Genomic DNA, 18,441 nt, shown 5'->3' on the forward strand with positions numbered 1-18,441 from the left:
AAAAAATGAAAAAGATTTTTCTAATCCTGACCATTCCTATTTACATCTTAATCACTTCTTCAAGCGGTGGTTCTACACCTGCGTGGCAACAGGAAAATGTTTCTTTTCCAATGATGGATTTGGAGATCAATGCAGCGATGAAAGAACACGACCGACAAAAAGAAATGAGACAGAAGCAGACTGTAAATGCTACTGTGGAAACAGTTAATCAATCACAATGGAAAGATTTCAAGGAGAAAATTACAAAAGTACAGGACAGGTTACGAATTGTATCATTTGCTGTTCAGGCAATACCAACAGGAATCGCTATGAGCAGAGAGATAACGAAGATTACGGATAATCAGACCACTATTATTAATGAAATCATTACTGCACCATATTCAATCATAACTGTTCTGCCATCGCAAGTACAGTTTGTGGATGACCTCCAGATGGTCACTCGTTTAGTGGCAGGAATCATCCTTTCATATGGAGCAATCAACCAAATGGAAAAATCGGAACGAAAAATTTTGCTGGATTATGCATTGGATGAAGTCAAAGCAATAAGTAGAAACTCTACCCATATGCTTTTAAAGATAAGGGACATCAAAGCAAAGGTCTTACGTAACAAAAGAGCATTCCAGTACTATGTCAACAGAGATAAACAAGTTGTGGAAAGTATAATGAATAACATCAAATCTTTTTAAAATGAAAAAAATATTAATACTTGGAGTCGTTGCGTTATCTAGTATTTTAGTAAAAAGCCAGCAGATTGTTATCAATGATAAACTGTTATCACAAATCACGCTTAATCACGGTGTTCGACTGGCAAGTGAGCAGGCTTTTTTGGATTCCTATGAAAAACAAAAGGAGCTGTATGACGAAATCAACAACAAGACAACTCAAATTATTGCGATTCAGGAATACATCTATCAGCAGCTTAAAAATGTCAATTCAGCGCTTACACAAAGCAAGAAATTAATCTATCTGTATCAGTATTTAGGAAAGATTGCTACCAATTCCAATAAGATGCTGGATCTGTCGGCACAACATCCTGAATATGCAGTTCTAGTTTCAAAGTACTATACTGAAATTGGTAAACAGGTTATTAAACTCCAACAGGAAGTTACCCAAGATGTCTTGAACGAAGACAAAGATTTCCTGATGGATGCAATGGACAGAGAAATGCTGATTGAGAAAGTTTTTACAAGGGTAAGAAATATCAATGGGAATATCCTTTATATCATTTTACGATTAGAGAATGCCAAGAAAATCCCATATCTGTTCCAAGTCCCTGTACTAAGAAATTACCTCAATGTCGATAAGGCGATTGTCGGTGATATTATTCAAAAATACAAACACCTATTCAACTAAAACTATGGAAAATCTACTTAAAAAAGGAAAACTTTTTCTCTTACTACTAGTTGCGGTAAATGGCTTTGGACAAAGTGTGAAAAGATTGAATGACCCTGCAATTGTTGCGCAGCATAAAAGGATGACTTTTGAAAGCTGGGGTGATTGGCGTCCTTATCCTAAATATTTTCTGGGTATTCAAACCAATTTTGCTTATGCAACAGTTTGGGGAATGTGGGCTCCTAAAATTAACAGGGATTATAAAGATGGTGATGATATAAGACCTCTGAAACCAACCGGAGAACAGAATATACGATTTGCTCAACTGAAATTTCAGGAAGAAGAAGCGAAGAAGATCAAAGCTGCTTCCGATACAATTTATAAGAGAAGTGTTCAGGATCTTGCCCATTGGACTTCTGCTACGGTCGATGCAGACCCGCTCTGGCTTTTATACTACAAGCGAATGCTGAAACCCATCACAGAGTTTCCAGACACACCACAGAATTTTATTGAATGGAGACTGAAAGATCAGCAGACGTATGAAACGCTCAATACGACTGGCACATTAAAAAGACTTCAGGAAGAGCTGGATCTCCTTAAAGAAAAGTATTCGATGTCCCGCTCAATGGATATGCCAAGAGGAAAGAGGTTTGTAATGTACCACGAAACGCTTATCAAATGGAGAAATTTTGTGCAGGAATTAAGAAAGCATAATAACAAAACGACACTCCTGCTGGATTACAGAAATATACTGAATAGCCATTTACCCACAGCTTTACCGACGCAATGGACAGCTACTTCAGATAGACAGATTGTTCAAAATGTGATGCAGCAATACAAACACAGATACTAATATGAATAGAAAATTGACATACTTTTTTTGTCTTTTTGCAATAGGATTACCAATAATGGGCTTTGCCCAGACCGATAGTGATTACAGTAATCTGTTACAGTTTTTAAAAGGTGACGGTGCCTTTGAAAAATGGTTTATGGAAGTCTTCACTAAACTGGACAATAGTGTACAGGACAGTGCACAAGGTTCAGCATTGGTTGGAAGAGCAATAGGTGGGTTAGGTGCTTTGATGTATCTCGGTTACATGGGATGGCAGATGGCAGCCGGAGATCGCGAATGGGAAATTACCCCGATGCTCAAACCTATTCTGATCGGGTTTACATTGATTTATTGGATGGGATTTGTCAATATGTTGCAAGCACCATTCGAAGCACTTGCAGAACCGGGGATAGCCATCTTTAGTGACATCGAATCTGAAGTAAACGATTTGAGAATTGAAAGGTTCAAAAAACAACAGCAATTGTTGAATGCAGTCATCAGGTTAAATGCTGAAGAGGATGCCAAGCAGGAAGTAATCAATAATACCAGCGAGGATGCGGACGATTCGTGGTATGACATCAGCGAAGGCATTGATAAACTGTTACAACCTATCAAGGAATGGCAGATCCGAATGGAGTTTCAATTACAAAAATTAGTGGCAGAAGTCATTGAGTTTATATGTTTATCCATACTAAGAATTTGTGTTTATCTCATCTTCTTTATCCAAAAAATATGGGCATATATATTAATAATTCTTGGCCCTATTGCAGTGGGAATGTCACTGATTCCGGGATTTGAAAACTCTTTGTACAGCTGGGTTTCAAAATTCATCAATATCAACCTGTACACTTTTGTTGCCTATACTATTATCAATATTGGACAACAGCTGATCGCATCAGGCTATACAATGGAGATTGAACGATATGATACGCTTTTAACCAATGGAACTATTACCAATTTGGATGCTTTAATGGTTTACGTGTCAAATTCCGGAATGATCTACAATCAACTCTTTACCTGTGTGGCTTATATCGTCACAGGCATTGGAGTTCTGATGACTCCAACCATTGCCGACACAATTGTTACTGCAGGTGGAGCAGGGGCGATGACCAAAATGAAAAGTGCAGCAGGCAGAATTGCAAGCGGTGCAAAAACAGCGGTTTTGGCGGTCAAGACAGGCGGAGCATCCGCAGTGAAGTCTGCGGCGGCTGCTTCTGCATCAGGGAGGGTAAATGATGCAATGAAAAATAAAAAGTAATCAGACTAAAAAAATTCGAGAATGCTTATAAAAAATATAGAACAAAGAATTAAGATCAACAAGGTGGTTTCATTGGGAGCGATTGTATTTGCTGTCTTTATCATTATTGCAGGGTTTTTATTTGCCTACAAAATGATTCAGGATTCAAGAAAGTCAATTTATATTCTTGATAACGGAGTTCCGGTACTTGCCAAGCAGACCGATGTGCTTCTGAACAGACCTGTGGAATATAAAGCCCAGATCGAATTATTCCACAGATTATTTTTTACGCTGGCTCCTGACGACTCCTATATCAAGGAAAATATCCAAAAATCATTATACCTCATTGATGATAGTGGAAAAAAAGAATACACCAATCTAAGGGAAAAGGGATTTTACAATCAGATCGTTGCTTCCAGCTCAATGGTCAGCATTCATACTGATTCTATTACTCTGAATATGGAAAACAAGAAATTCCAGTATTTCGGAAAACAGATGATCACCAGAAAATCTTCTGTCATTACCCGAAAATTATTTACTGAAGGTTTCTTTGATGACATTATACGAAGTCCCAACAATCCGCACGGTGTTCTTCTTAAAAACTGGCGGATCATCAATAACGAAGAACTGTCTAACCAAAATAAAAACTCTTATTAAAATGAATGCTTTTGTTAAAAAGATTGGGCAGAAATGGTTTGCCTGGACAGTCAAAAACCCTAAGGAATTTTTTATGTATTCGATGGCTTTCCTATCAGTTTCCTTCATCATATCAATTGTGCAAGGAATATTCTTTCCTTCTGATATGACATTTAAAATCAAGCCTCCTGTGCTTTATTCCAAAAGTTCGGTAGGTCAAAATACTTTAAAAAGTAATGATAAGGAAATGAAAAAAATAGTGGTTGAACTCCAGTCACTCAAAGTAAAAAGAGATCAGCAAAAACTACGGAAAGATGACAGCCTTAGAATAGAATATCTGTTTAACCAATACCAACACTTAAAAAATGGACATTAATAAAATCAACTTTAAAGAAAAGAAATATGTTCTGCCACTCCTTGCTCTGCCGTTCGTTTGTCTTTTTGCATATGTAGGTGCTCAATTTATGAAAGAAGATAAACCTGCAGACAAACCGAAAGAGCTTTCTATGTCACTTGGTGAATCTCAGGATTCCATTATGACCAAAAATGATGCGTATGATGCATTCTTTAAAAAGGAGGATAACAGAACAATGCTTGGAGGATTGGACAAGGAACAGGATAGTCTGCTAAGCTATGACGACCAATTGTCGTTAGCTCAGAAAAGAAGGATTGATTCTTTAAAAGCTGTCAATTCAAGGCAGAGTCAATATGAGACCACAGGAAATCCATCATCCTATTATGATCCTAAGCAGGGTAAAGAAGATCAGGACTATAAAAGATCAACTGAGATTATTAAAATGCTAAATGACAAATCCTACGGAAAAGCAGAAGATAATATTCAGATTATAAAGCCTAAAACAAAAGAACAAAATACACAGCAAGATCCTGTAAAATATCTAAAGCAGCAAATGCTGGTGATGGATTCTTTAGAGAAAGCAAGAGATCCCGAGTATCAAAGCAAGCTGGCGGCTGAACAAAAGTTAAAAGCCAATAAAGAAAAGATGGACGAGTTCCTTAACTCTACTTTCAACGTCAGTAAGTCTGGTATCAATAATGACTTCAACGCCATTTATAAAGACAAGGAAAATAGTTTTATCAAGGCTGTTATCGATGAAAACAACAAAGGATTTTTAGGAAGCAGGATTAGATTCAGGTTGCTGGAAGACATCTTTGTTGGAAACAGAAAGATCAGTAAAGGTTCCATTTTATATGGTCAGATTTCTGGATTTACAATGCAGCGAGTTGACTTGAAAATCATTTCGGTATTTGCTAAGGGAGAGATCTTTCCAATCAACCTATCTATCTACGATGTTGATGGTATGAAAGGATTGTATGTTCCACAAAGTGTTTTTAGAGATATGATCCGTGAAATGGGAAGCAATTCTGTGCAAGGAACACAGATGGATATGGGAGGAGAAGGATTTTTTACCACCATTGGTTCCAAATTATTTACGTCCACCTCCAAATCGATTGCGAATCTCATTAAAACCAACAAAGCCAAATTGAAATACAACTCTTATGTATTTCTGATTGACGAAAAACAATTGAAAGAGTCACAAAACCAACCAAAACCTTAAAAGCAATGAAATCATTTTTATATACACTTTTACTATTTACTGTTACACTCAATGCACAGACAGCAACAAAAGAACAAATTATTTCTGACCTGCCAGAAATAGAAATCACAGAGGGAGTCAATCTGCATATTATTTCTCCGGAACCTATCCAGTACGTTGATCTGTCTACAGAAAAACTGACAGGAGATTTACCGACGACCAATATTGCAAGAATCAAAATTACAGACAGTCAAACATCTGAAGAAAAAGATAAAAAAAAGAAGTCCAACATCTTTTTTAATGGAGATCAAGTTGGAATTGTTACAGTTGTGGGACAATCTTTTATTGCACAGTATAAAGCGGTTTACAGACATTCTGAAAACTTAAATACAATTACCAATATACATATTCAGCCAGAAGCGATGCAGCCCATTGAATTTGATAAAATGGTATTCTCTAATCTTGAGCTCAGAAGATTTGCAATGGAAATCATTCAGAAAAAATCTGAAACCGACCCCATCAGAGAAGAGAAAAATCTTAAACTGAGCTTCCAGCTCAACAATGTTTATGTCATTAGCGATTACATTTTCCTCGATATGACCTTTAAAAACAATTCTAATCTGAGCTATGATATTGAGGCGTTAAAATTTTCTATTGAAGATAAAAAAATTCATAAAGCTACCAATAACCAGAGCATTGAGATGACGCCACTTTTTCAGTTGAATCCTCAAAAACATTTCAAGAAGAATTTCAGAAATATTTATGTGTTCAAAAAGTTCACTTACCCGAATTCTAAAGTAATGATGATAAGGTTGATTGAAGAACAGCTGTCGGGTAGAACCATTGAAATGAAAGTTAATTATTCTGACATTCTAAAAGCTGATACTTTCTAGGCGGAAGTTCCGCTTCCAATTTAAATGAAACAATAATAAATTATTATGCAAGAGCAACAACATCAAATCAAAATCTACGGATTCCTGCAAAAGGTGGTCTATGCTGTGGTTGCATTGGATTGTGCTTCGCTGTTTTACCTTAACGCTAATGTTCCTGTAGTTTCCAATTTATTGAAGAATTTCTCTAATATGAGTTTTATCTATCCTCCAATCAATGCAAAATTTGCAACGGTCATTTTAATTGGATTAGTTGCTATTGGAACAAAAGCTCAGAAAAAGAAAGACCTCAATATCTATACGGAGATTGGAATTCCAATGGTATTAGGATTATTGATGATTTTCTCATCGCTTATCTGGCAAAGTGAAGCTGGAAATAGAGAACTCCCGCATATCTTTCCAGGGCTTAATTTGTATCAACTCATTTATGCAGTTCTTTCTTTTTTAGGAGCGGTTATCCTTCAGATGGGAGCAGACAGTATTTCAAAGCTGATGCAGCAGAAAATGGGAAAAGATCGGTGGAACGTTGAAGAAGAATCTTTTGATCAAAACAAAGAGCTGGTAAATACTGATACTTCAATCAATATCCCGTATGTTTTCAGGTACAATAACAAAACCTACAAAGGCTATATCAATATAGATCCTTTTAGAGGAACTATCGTAATCGGAGTACCTGGTTCTGGAAAGTCGTTTGGGGTTATTAATCCTTCCATTCGACAGATGATTGCCAAAGGTTTTTGTCTTTGTATTTACGATTTTAAGTTTCCTGATCTGGCACAAATTGCCTATTATCATTACTTATTGAAAAAAAGTAAAGAGTCAGATTATAACTACAGTTTTCATATTATCAATCTGAATGAAGTAGAAAAATCAAGAAGAGTCAATCCATTTCACAAGAAATATATCCAAACCTTAGCTGAAGCGCAGGAAATGGCAGAATCAATGGTTTCTTCATTACAAAAAGGAGGAGCAAGTTCCGGAGGTGGTTCCGAAGCTTTCTTTACCCAGTCGGCAATCAACTTTCTTTCATCTTGTATCTACTTTTTTGCCACACTGGAAAGTGGTAAATATTCAGACCTGCCACATATTTTATCCTTTATGAACCGCAGCTATAAAGAAATCTTTGATACACTTTTTACCAATGAAGAAATTCTTTCTTTGCTTTCACCATTCAAAACGGCTTATGACAACAAAGCTTTTGACCAGTTGGAAGGGCAAATTGGAACTTTAAAAATATTCCTTTCGCGTTTAGCTACCAAGGAAAGTTTTTGGGTATTCTCAGGAGATGAAGTTGAGCTGAAAATAACGGATAGAGAAAATCCTTCAATTCTGATTTTAGCATCCGATCCGAGTACACAAGATATTAACTCAGCCTTGTATTCGTCAATACTTAATAGGACTTTACGCTTAATCAATTCCAAACATAATTTACCTGGTGGAGTCGTTGGTGATGAGTTTCCAACAATCTACATTCATAAAATTGATAATGTGATCGCAACAGCAAGAAGTAACAAGATAGCTGTTTTATTAGGGCTTCAGGAAATTCCACAGCTTCGACAGTTTTACAAAAAGGAAGTCGCAGATACAATTTCAGCGATTGTCGGAAATATTCTTTCCGGTTCTGTAAGAGATAAAAATACCTTGGACTGGCTTGAGAAATTGTTCGGAAAAATCAAGCAGAAGTCTTACTCCCAATCTATTTCGCAACAAGGAACATCGACAAGCATCAATGAAAAAATGGACTTTATGATTCCTGCAGGAAAAATTGCTGCACTTAAAACCGGTGAAATGGTTGGAATGATTGCGCAAGGAGAAGAGAATAGTACTGAGGAATATAAAACTTCTGCAATAAGAGGAAAAATCAATCTTGATATGAAAGCTATTAAGGAGGAGGAACAAAACTATGTAGAGATGCCTAGCTACTATTCATTTATAGACAAAAAAGGTGTCAATAGAAAAGAAGAAGTCTTGATGACCAACTTCAGAAAAATCAATCGAGAGGTGGAGCTTATTGTTAATGAAAATATTAAAGATTAATGCAATGGGATCAGCAATGAAAAATATAATAACAGTGCTGTTTTTAGGTTGCTATTCGTTGGTTTTTACCCAGTTCAATACACTGACTCCTAAAAAGGTTGCATCCAACGAAATTCTTAATGAACAACAAAGTCTTCAGAAGCAATCTGCCAGCAAAATAGAAAAGGAGCAAAAAAGCATAATTAACAAACTTTTCAATGTCCCAACTAAGAAAAATCTGAAAAAGGAGATTGATTCTTTGAAGACATTAATGCTTCGCTACAATGTATCTAGAATTGAGTTAAGTAAAACAGACTCAGAAATGGATAAAGACTCGCTCTTTCTGAAGTATAAAAAACAATCAGCATATGTGGAGAAACCGAATACGGAAAAGCCTATTAAAAAATTTGATTTCATTGATGAAGAGGAATCTATCTCAAAAATAAGTATGCCACTTAATAACAGGATGATGGTTACTTCTCCTTTTGGAAGGCGTGTTCATCCTATTTTCGGAGCTACTAAAATGCACAACGGAGCAGATTTTAAAGCCAACTATGAAAATGTATATGCCGTTTTAGACGGAGTTGTAATTGCAGCGGGTTGGGATTCTGGCGGAGGAGGGAATTATATAAAAATCAAACATTCTGATTCATTTGCAACCTCATATCTCCATCTTTCAGAAATCTATTATAAAGCCGGACAATTGGTAAAAGCAGGATTCATAATTGCAAAAAGTGGGAATACCGGAAATTCTACCGGAGCGCATCTTCATTTTTCAGTGACAGAAAACGGAAAATACATTAATCCCATTCGGTTTCTAAATGACCTTATTAATGCCAATAATTTAATTGCCAATTCTTATGAAACAGTAAGAAACTCATACATCCAACATTAAACTTCTAAAAATTATGCAAAATCACAATTTACCGACGGACGAACTTAAAAATTTTGGAATCATCAATGATGACCTTACATTCTCCAAAAAACTAAGCGAAGATGATATTCAGAAATTTCTTCAAGGATATACCATCGTTGCCGACAATGATAAGAATAGAGCTACTTTTCAGCTTACAGAAGATAATACTAAACTGAAAGTCATCTTTCTTGAACGGGATAAAAGCCTAGCTACACTTCTTGAAAATAGCAAAGAGAAAGTTCAATATACCAACATCAAAGAGCTTTCAAATATAAATCCTTCTTTTGAAAAAAAGGCTTTTATCTATGATAGTGAGACAGGAAAAACAGTTGAGTTTGATTTTATCAAAAATGCAACAGAGCTAACTGCTATCATTGCTGATAAAAAAGACCCTCAAGAATTGACCAACTATAAAACTGAACTACTAAAACTGAAAAATTATTTACAAGATAAGATAGATCAGTACCCTGAAATAGCTAAGGAAATCAAGAATGATATGAATATCGTTTCCAGAGAAATTAATTCTGTCAATACCATTTCTAAAAACCAAAAATCAATTTCCAAAAGTGACAATTCGAATATTCAGCTAAATGTGAATGATAGGGATATGTATGAAGATGCCAACAGAAACTGGGAAGAGCAGGAAGAACAATCTGAGGAACAGGATAAAAGAAGAGGCTTCAGAAGATAAAATCTCAAATAATTAAAAAATGTGGAGAATAAATTATCCTGGTTCGACAGAGTGATTACTCCAAAAACCAAAGCTTACAAAGATTTTGAAAAAGAAATAAAAAATACAGCTCCCGAAATTTTTTTTAGAGATGGAGAAAGAAGGTTATCTAATCAGGAAAAAAGATTTATGCAAATCTATAAATCCAGAGAAAGTCAAATAATTCAATCATCTGCTTTTACTGTGAATTCCATTTTTAATTCAGATAGTAAAGCTTTGATTAAAACAAATTTCAAAAGCTTTGGTGAAGCTGTAAGATTTGTTGATAAACAGAGAATCGATGATAGGTTTTTACTCGTACAAGATAACACTGCCTTTAATGAAGTAACTATTAGTGACGAAGCGTCCAAACAAAAATTTCTTTCAGATTCTTGGGCAAAAGAATTGGAGAAAAGAACAGATTTAAGTTTGGGAATGACCAATACACAAATTGATGAAAAACAAGCTGATCATTATAGAAAATATGAAATGTATGCTTCTCAGTCCAACATAGAAAAATCAGATCTTACAAATGAAATAGGCGATGTTCGAAATTCAGAAAATTTTTTTTTATCTCAAGACGAAATTCAAAGTGACATTAAATTTTCTCTGAATTGGCAAGAAAAGAAGATTTTCGAATTAATCCATAATACTATATCAGATGATATATTTTATTTACTGCCGGCTGATTATGATTATAATGGTTTAACCGATGATTTGGAGGAAGATGACTTTAGGCTGATGTTTATACAACCAGGTATTGAAAATCTTTATTGGTATTTCAATAATTATCGATCCGGATATTCCCAACGAATTAATGAAGGTGGTAGACTTAATATTTTGGCGATTAAAATATTTCATCAGACCAGAGATTTGCTTTTAACGAGTACAAGAAAACTTTCTGAAGGAACATTTATAAAAGATGAAATTATTGAAGAAGCAGAAAGGAAAATCGAATCTTTAAGGAAGATTGAATCCTATTTAAAATTTGTACAAATGTACAATGATTTACAAAAAGGAAATCGTGCGGAGTCAAACATAGGCAATGACGGATCGGTAGAAGCTTTTAATAAGATGTTAGATGAATACACTAAAGAAAACAATATTTCACTCGAAAAATATCTTGGTCTGATTTCCAATGAATCATCAAATATTGAAACGTTGACAGATGTATATGTTTTAGAGAAAATTGAAAGTTTGGAACTTTTTCAGAATGAATCAATTCAGGACATAATTGGAAAAATTACTTTCTATGATTCAGGGGAAGTAATGTTGTACTTCTCTTCAGAAACTTATCTCAATGCTTTGAGTAATGAATTTGATTCTAATATGGGGGGGTCAAATATGAAACTTTAATGAAGACTTTCGAGCTCGCGAAAAAAGTAGACGATATAGTCTATGATGCGTACGGAGATGAGAATCCCAATTCACTCGATTACTATTATGCTTTGGCGAAACAAATAAAAAATATTAACAATCAAAACCCACACATTATGGAAACACATCAAGACTTTGACCAAGTAAAATATCTTAAAGACCAAGTGAAATATCTCGGTTTTGGGGAAGATGAAAAACTTCACAAAGATTTAGAAAAAGGCATTAATTCAAAAAAACAAGAGTTTGAAATTAAGACCAGCTCAGATAAAACCTTACCTGAAAATAAGGTTGATTTTACTTTGAAATTCAATAAAAGTGAAAGCGGAGGTGTTTTTCTTAATTCCTACAATGCAAAATTGACTAATAACAAGAATGAAGAAATCTCTCATAATTTTCCAATCAGTAAGGAGAGTTCATTCACCGCAAAAGAAGCAATTAATCTATTGGAGGGACGCAGTGTCAAAATTGAGTTTCTTAATCCAAAGAGTCAACAAGTAGAACCAGCTTTTGTTCAATTTAATTTCAACGAACCAAAGACTGAGAAAGGAAATTATTACTTCCAGAATTTCTACAAAAACTATGGTGTAGATACGGCTAAGATTGTTGACAAATCTAATCTCGTATTTGACAAACCTGAATGGAAAGAAAGCGCCATAAAATCTCTTGAAAAAGGAAATGTATTAAAAGTAAAATTCAAAGAAAATGATCAGGTCATAGAAGGAAAAGCAGTTCTGGATCCACAAAATAGAAATCTTAAACTTTACGATAACGAGATGAACAGGCTTAATACCAACAAACCTTTAGAGGGCTTGGAACAAGATAACAAGCACGATAAAGCCAATGTTAGGGAACAAAGTATTAAAAGATAAAAATTTTACTTACCATAATACCATCGGAAGCGGTAAGTCTATAAGATTTGCCGCTTTTTTATAAACCCAATTGAAATGAAACTAAAATTAATATTTCTACTTAATGCAATTCTATTTACAGTAAGTTCTTGTCACAAGGAAATCGTTTCTGAAAGTGGAGGAATTGATCTTATTTCCAATGTCTATTTTGATGCTTCGAAAGGTTTGGACCAAATGGAAAGTTTTCATTTATCAAAAATAAACTATTCTCAAAATCATTTGATAGAATTGGTTCCCGAAACTTCGTTTCCTGACATCAATAAACAAGCTTACTACATTAAAGATTCATTGTACTTTCAGATAGGTCAATCGGAGAATAATATCATATTTTCAGAAATTTCTCAAAAACAAAAACCACTATCGGTTTGGGACAAAAAAGTCGGTGCTATATATTCAAAGGATTGGATTCACAACTACAGAAACAGAAGAAATTTGTCTGATACTGTATTATTCAATAAAAAATTTAAACGCTTTGAGATCAACTCTCCCTGGAATTATACTCGTTTTTACATTTATCCTACAGATACTATTTTACCCTATTCTTTTTATAGACACGCCGAAAAAGACTACCGCGGAAGGTTAGAGCGAATTGATTCTTACAATAAGAAGACCGATATTTTCGTAACCCTTCAGCTGTTACCAAGAAAAAGCTGGGATGATCAGGCAAAAGAATTATTTGAGTTTAATAACTTCGTAACAAGCAGAAAAAACAATTGAGTATGTCATTGGATTCTTCAAATTTTAAAGATGATATTTCTGTTATCAAGGGAAGCAAGAACGAGCTTGTTGTATTTGAAAAGGAAACTGATACTCTATCATTTTTCGAATTATTGAAATTAAATAATCAAGATAATAACAGAACCCTCATTACGCTTAATTCTGCAAGCAACACGAATAAATTTCTAAATCGATTTAAAGATTTTGATGGGAAAATATTTTTATGTTTGGGAGGGAGCAGAATAGGAGATGCTGCAACGCTTAAAATTCTTCTGGAATTTAAAGAGAAAAATATTAAAGATATCCGAAGTATGTATGAGGTCTCCCAAAGCGCAAATAAGAATCTGAATGAATATCTACAAAACAAATTTAATCTTCAAAATAAAAATATTAATTTAGTTGAACCAAAAAATTCAGAAGATGCAGAAGTTATCATTAAACCAAAAAGAATTTCCGACACTCAGCACTTGGGATCCGAATTTTCTGGACGAAATTCTGGAGAGTCTCTCCAAAGAAGCGAATCCGAACAAAACGGAGATCACTCAGGAGGACAAACTTTGGGCAGCAACAATGCTGGAAATGGACTTGAAAAGTCAGAACGGAGCGATCTTGGAAACGCAAGAAGAGAATCCGTTGACAGAGCACAACCTGAAAATGTTGAAGAAAATGAAGGAAAAAAAGATGTCTTGGACGGAATCTTATCCGGGAGAATTGTATCCGACAGAAGCGAAAGAAGAGTAGATGATTCCAAGAATATTGAGGAATTAAATTCTCTTATTTCAAAATATAAAGGTCAAAAACTGACCAATGAACAAGTTGCGGAAGTGGTTTCTGCAGCTTGTTTTGTTTCCGAGGACAAAAGAGTTGCTTTACATCCAAATGTTGAGATCTCTGACGATCTAAAAAATATTTGCAATCTATACAAAAGTGGTGGTACAGCTAAGGAAGGGCGTGGAATCCTTGATGAATATTACACGGATTCAAAGATTGTGGAGGCAATTCGCAATCTTATAAAAGACCAATTCAAAAATCAAAAAGAGATTTCAGTTCTAGAGCCAAGCGTTGGAACCGGAAGCTTTCTTTATGCACTAAAAGACCTTTCTTTAAAAATCAATGTAACAGCTTTTGAGATCAATGAGACAACATCTAAAATAGCTAAAATTTTCCATCCAGAGGCTGACATCAACCTGCGTTCTTTCGAAACTGAATTTATTAATGAAAAAGGTCAAAAAACTGATGCAAATGACTATACTGACAAGTATGATTTGGTTATCGGTAATCCGCCTTATGGAGAACACCGAGGTCTGTACAAAGGATTAGGAGAAGAACCCAAAATTAGTAAGTACGAAGATTATTTTGTCAAACGTTCTTTAGATTCTTTGAAATCAAATGGTGTTTTGGCAATGGTACTTCCTTCAGGTTGGCTCAACAGGCAGAAGAAGTTAGAAAATGCCGAGATTATGAACGCCTACAGATTACCATCTGGAGCTTTTGCCGGAACTCAGATTGGAACAGACATTATTATCCTGAAAAAATCATCGCTAAAAATCACTCAGGATATATCTGAATATTTTGAAAAGAACCCAGAAAATATCTTAGGGGAAATTCGAGAAAAAAGCAATCGTTTTGGAAGAATGGAGCAATATGTCCACGGCAATTTGGATAATGCTTTACATATTCTGAACCAGCTCCAGACCAAAAATGTGACAGAAAGAATTGGAAATCTGTTTGAAGATTTTATTCCAGTGAATATTGAACCAGAAAACAAAAATATAGTCAATGACAAAACGGAAGTAGATAACGAAACCGAAAGCGGAGTAGCATTGAATGATGTTACAGACAAAATCACTGAAGTTCTTTCAACCTTAAAGGAAATCAAATTTAAATCTCCGGCTATTGTCAAAGAAATTGAGAAATATTCCAAGCTCAAAGAACAGATAGAAAAAGATGCTCAATCATTTAATTCCAAAGAGCTAAAGGAGGTTTTTGATAAATCCGAAAAAATAATTCAAACTCAAAAAAGGAAAGACTCAGAATATAAAACTCAGACAAAACCGGAAATCAAGAAAGGGATTTTAAAATATCTGTTTTCCAAGTCAGATGAAGTCGTTAATACTTCTCTTCAAAACAGTTCATCGATTTCCAAAGAACAAATTGAAGCTTTTCGTGATACCAATTATGATGGGACTTTGAATAATTATGGTAAACACTATCAATTTGCCAATTTCATTGATGGAAAATGGATGCACGATTTTTATTACGCAGAAGGAAATATTTATGCGAAGCTGGAGCAGTTGGAAAAAGATTTTGCTGATAAGTATGCTGTTGGCGGAACAGAAGATCAGTATGATAAGCAAATGAATCTGCTTCTTAGTGTTGTACCAATTCCTAAATCTTTGGATGACATATCCATTAGTCCCAATCACGAATTTGTACACAAGTTTGCACTTGGTCAAGTAGAAAAAGAGAAATATAACCCAAATTCAAAACTGGTCGAAACTGTAATTGTAGATTACAATCTTGCAGAAAAGTTTAAAGATTTTGTAGGAGACTTATCAAGTGATGCGTTTGCAGGTTCTTCAGCTTGGGAGGTCAAAAGTTTCGTAGATAATGAAACAGTTACTGGAAGTGACAAGGAACGAAATGCTTTGGTTCGTGAAAGGCGTAAAGCTGCAGCTAATGATCTGTTTCAAAAATTCATTCGTGAAGAATTGTCAGATGAATTGAGAGACCGTTTTGTAAAAGAATTTAATAGAAATTTCAATAGCATTTACGTTCCGGATTATTCTAAATTTCCATTGTTTTCTAAAATCTTTCAGAACTTTAAAGGTGTAGAACTTAGATTGAGTGAAGTTCAGAAAGCGGGAATAGGCAGATTGACAACAAAAGGAGTTGGTTTATTGGCGCACGAAGTTGGTTTTGGAAAAACGCTTTCCGGAATATTGTCAATGCACGAAGCTATGGAGCGTGGAAATGCTAAAAAACCTTTGATTGTTGTACCCAACGACAGTATTTTAAAACAATGGGTGGAAACAATTTTTGAAACTGTTCCGAATGCAAAACTAAATGTGCTAGGTAATCTAGGAAAGGATTATGATCTGTCCAAATTTGATAACAGAGATGGAGAAATCACTATAGTTACTTATGAAGGTTTTAATAATATTGGTTTTTCAGAAAATATCACTCAAGATTTAGCCGCAAAGTTTTCTTATATCTCGGAGAGTGAACTAAGAAGTGTGAACTCCATCAGCGAGCGAGATTTTCAGATAGAATTAGAAAAAGAGAGGGAGCTAGAGGGCAAAATGAAACGAGGGAAAATCTATGACTGGGAAGATTTTGGCTTTGATCATCTGACTTTTGATGAAGTTCACAACGCCAATCATATTGTAGGAAAAGTTAGAATTGAGGATCGAAGATTTGCATCAGATTTTAGAAGTCAAAATCAACAGACTTCCAAACTTGGCATCAATACTTGGATGGCTTCGCAATATATACAGGATAAGTACGATGGCAGAAATGTTACGTTACTTTCAGCAACGCCTTTTACCAATAAACCACTTGAATATTATTCAATTCTCTCATTGATTGGCAATAAGCGGTTGGAAGAATCAGGTTACTTTAATGTCAATAACTTCTTTGAAACCTTTATGGAGGCTGATACTGATATGGAGATTGATGCTAGGGGAGATGTGAAGTTCAAGGCCAATGTTCGGAGGTTTAAAAATAATTCCTTGTTTCAACAGCTTTTATCTGAGTTTATTGATATAAAAGGTGAAGAGGATAACCCTGAACTAATCCGTCCTACGAAAATCAATAAAGAGTATAAAATTGAACAGAATGACTTAACTCAAGAACAGTATGATTTACTGAAAGAAAATTTTGAAGAAACTCAAAAGGGAGCAATCTTAACTCACATACTCAATGCTAGGCTTATTGCAATTTCTCCCTATCTGTCACCATATTATGATGGAGAATTACCATCAGTAAAAGAATTTATTGAAAATTCTCCAAAGCTTATTGATACAATGAATCTGATACGGCAGAATAGAAATGATATTCCCGATGCAGGCCAGATCATTTATTCTGAATTAGCGGTGTCGGAATTTCAAAAAATGAAAGATTATCTTGTAATCGAAGTTGGTTATAAACCAGAAGAGGTGGGTGTGATTACAGGAGTAACGAGCAAACCCAACAGATTGAAAATTCAAGATGATTTTAATTCCGGAAAAATTAAAATCATCATTGGCAGTGAAGCCATTCAGGAAGGAATGAACCTTCAGGAAAATACGACCGATCTGTATATGCTTTCTCTTCCCTATAATTTTACAACCTTGAGACAAGTTGAAGGTCGTGCTTGGAGACAGGGCAACAAGTTTGAAAACGTGAGAATCAACTTTATGCTCACTAATGATAGTATCGATGTGTTTATGCTGCAAAAGCTACAATCTAAACAGGCAAGATATTTAGAAGCGATGAAGAAAGGTGCAAACGTATTAGATGTGTCTGATATAAGTACTCAGGAACTCAAAACCTCTATTATTACTGATCCAGAAACGAGAGCAAATATCGAAATAGAACTTTTAAAGAAAAGAATTGAAATTGAAAAGAACAAGCATCTTGCAGATATTGCATTTGTACTCAGAAAACACAATGACTTTCTAAAAGTCAAAGAGATGGTTACTAAAGCCGAAGATTCATATAACAGAATCCTTGGCTATTCTAAAAATGTTGATGGAAATACTGACTATTGGAAAAATCAACTTCCATCTTATCAGAAAACTATAGACTTGGCTAAAGGTGAGGTTCAAAAAACAGTAGAATTATTAGCTGAAAAAGGAATCAATGTTGCAGAAATAGAAGTTCAATCCTTAACAACCGAAGAAAAAATTGCTGAATTAGATAAAAAAATAGAAGAACTTCCTAGTATTCAAGAAAATTTAATTGTTCAGTATAAGAGAGAAAAAGAAGAAAAGTTGAGGCTGAATCAAAGTGTAGATAATGTAAAAGAAAGGTCAGAGGAAAATTCGAGTTTATTTTTAAAGAGTGTTAAAAAAAATGACGTTACAAATATTATGAATGACCAACAAATCAAAAATAAAAATAATTTGAAGTTACAAAGTAATACTATATTTAGGAGAAGATAGTTTAAATTTGTTGAAGTGAAGTAACGTTAAAAAACTAGATTCCAGAAAGTTGTTAATAAAGAATAGTTTATGCGGTAAAAATCAGTAATGGCAATTATTTTATTATGAAGATATTTTTTTGTGAGCGGGAAAAATCCCGCTCTTGTTCAAGTAAAAAATAGTTTAAAGGTA

At 34.6% G+C, this 18,441-nt stretch carries 15 protein-coding genes; all 15 read left to right on the top strand.

Annotation, left to right across the window (positions count from 1 at the left end; genetic code table 11):
* Positions 1-5 precede the first annotated feature (5 nt).
* Positions 6-686 carry a hypothetical protein gene (locus H9Q20_RS10945; protein ID WP_187477712.1) on the top strand — a complete coding sequence of 227 codons (681 nt, stop codon included), beginning with the start codon at positions 6-8 and terminating at the stop codon, positions 684-686.
* Between the two features lies 1 nt (position 687).
* Positions 688-1,353, top strand: a complete 666-nt coding sequence (locus tag H9Q20_RS10950) for a hypothetical protein (RefSeq protein WP_002981129.1) — start codon at positions 688-690, stop codon at positions 1,351-1,353.
* 4 nt (positions 1,354-1,357) lie between these two features.
* Positions 1,358-2,185, top strand: a complete 828-nt coding sequence (locus H9Q20_RS10955) for a hypothetical protein (protein ID WP_187477713.1) — start codon at positions 1,358-1,360, stop codon at positions 2,183-2,185.
* Between the two features lie 136 nt (positions 2,186-2,321).
* Positions 2,322-3,422, top strand: a complete 1,101-nt coding sequence (locus H9Q20_RS10960; RefSeq protein WP_262385520.1) for a hypothetical protein — start codon at positions 2,322-2,324, stop codon at positions 3,420-3,422.
* A 21-nt stretch (positions 3,423-3,443) separates the two neighbouring features.
* Complete coding sequence (gene traK, locus H9Q20_RS10965) at positions 3,444-4,058, top strand: conjugative transposon protein TraK (protein ID WP_002981126.1); 615 nt, start codon at positions 3,444-3,446, stop codon at positions 4,056-4,058.
* A 1-nt stretch (position 4,059) separates the two neighbouring features.
* On the top strand, positions 4,060-4,413 hold the full coding sequence (locus H9Q20_RS10970; protein WP_002981125.1) for a hypothetical protein: 354 nt from the start codon (positions 4,060-4,062) through the stop codon (positions 4,411-4,413).
* Positions 4,403-5,614, top strand: a complete 1,212-nt coding sequence (traM, locus tag H9Q20_RS10975) for a conjugative transposon protein TraM (protein WP_029296697.1) — start codon at positions 4,403-4,405, stop codon at positions 5,612-5,614. The genes H9Q20_RS10970 and traM overlap by 11 nt, the downstream gene beginning before the upstream one ends.
* A 5-nt stretch (positions 5,615-5,619) precedes the next feature.
* Positions 5,620-6,486 carry a conjugative transposon protein TraN gene (gene traN, locus H9Q20_RS10980; RefSeq protein WP_187477715.1) on the top strand — a complete coding sequence of 289 codons (867 nt, stop codon included), beginning with the start codon at positions 5,620-5,622 and terminating at the stop codon, positions 6,484-6,486.
* Between the two features lie 45 nt (positions 6,487-6,531).
* Positions 6,532-8,520, top strand: a complete 1,989-nt coding sequence (locus H9Q20_RS10985) for a type IV secretory system conjugative DNA transfer family protein (protein WP_187477716.1) — start codon at positions 6,532-6,534, stop codon at positions 8,518-8,520.
* 16 nt (positions 8,521-8,536) lie between these two features.
* A complete protein-coding gene (locus H9Q20_RS10990) occupies positions 8,537-9,394 on the top strand; it encodes a M23 family metallopeptidase (RefSeq protein ID WP_262385521.1) in 858 nt (285 codons plus the stop codon).
* Positions 9,395-9,407: 13 nt separating this feature from the next.
* Entirely contained in the window at positions 9,408-10,106 is a 699-nt protein-coding gene (locus H9Q20_RS10995; protein ID WP_187477717.1) for a hypothetical protein, read from the top strand.
* A gap of 21 nt (positions 10,107-10,127) precedes the next feature.
* Positions 10,128-11,480, top strand: coding sequence for a hypothetical protein (locus H9Q20_RS11000; protein ID WP_187477718.1), 1,353 nt, complete (start codon positions 10,128-10,130; stop codon positions 11,478-11,480).
* Positions 11,480-12,370, top strand: coding sequence for a hypothetical protein (locus tag H9Q20_RS11005; protein ID WP_262385522.1), 891 nt, complete (start codon positions 11,480-11,482; stop codon positions 12,368-12,370). Before H9Q20_RS11000 ends, H9Q20_RS11005 begins: the two co-directional genes overlap by 1 nt.
* Before the next feature lie 75 nt (positions 12,371-12,445).
* A complete protein-coding gene (locus H9Q20_RS11010; RefSeq protein ID WP_187477719.1) occupies positions 12,446-13,126 on the top strand; it encodes a hypothetical protein in 681 nt (226 codons plus the stop codon).
* A gap of 2 nt (positions 13,127-13,128) precedes the next feature.
* Complete coding sequence (locus tag H9Q20_RS11015; RefSeq protein WP_187477720.1) at positions 13,129-18,270, top strand: Eco57I restriction-modification methylase domain-containing protein; 5,142 nt, start codon at positions 13,129-13,131, stop codon at positions 18,268-18,270.
* Positions 18,271-18,441 lie beyond the last annotated feature (171 nt).

Origin of the sequence: Amniculibacterium sp. G2-70 (assembly GCF_014353055.1) — a bacterium.
Classification (GTDB): Bacteria; Bacteroidota; Bacteroidia; order Flavobacteriales; family Weeksellaceae; genus Amniculibacterium; species Amniculibacterium aquaticum.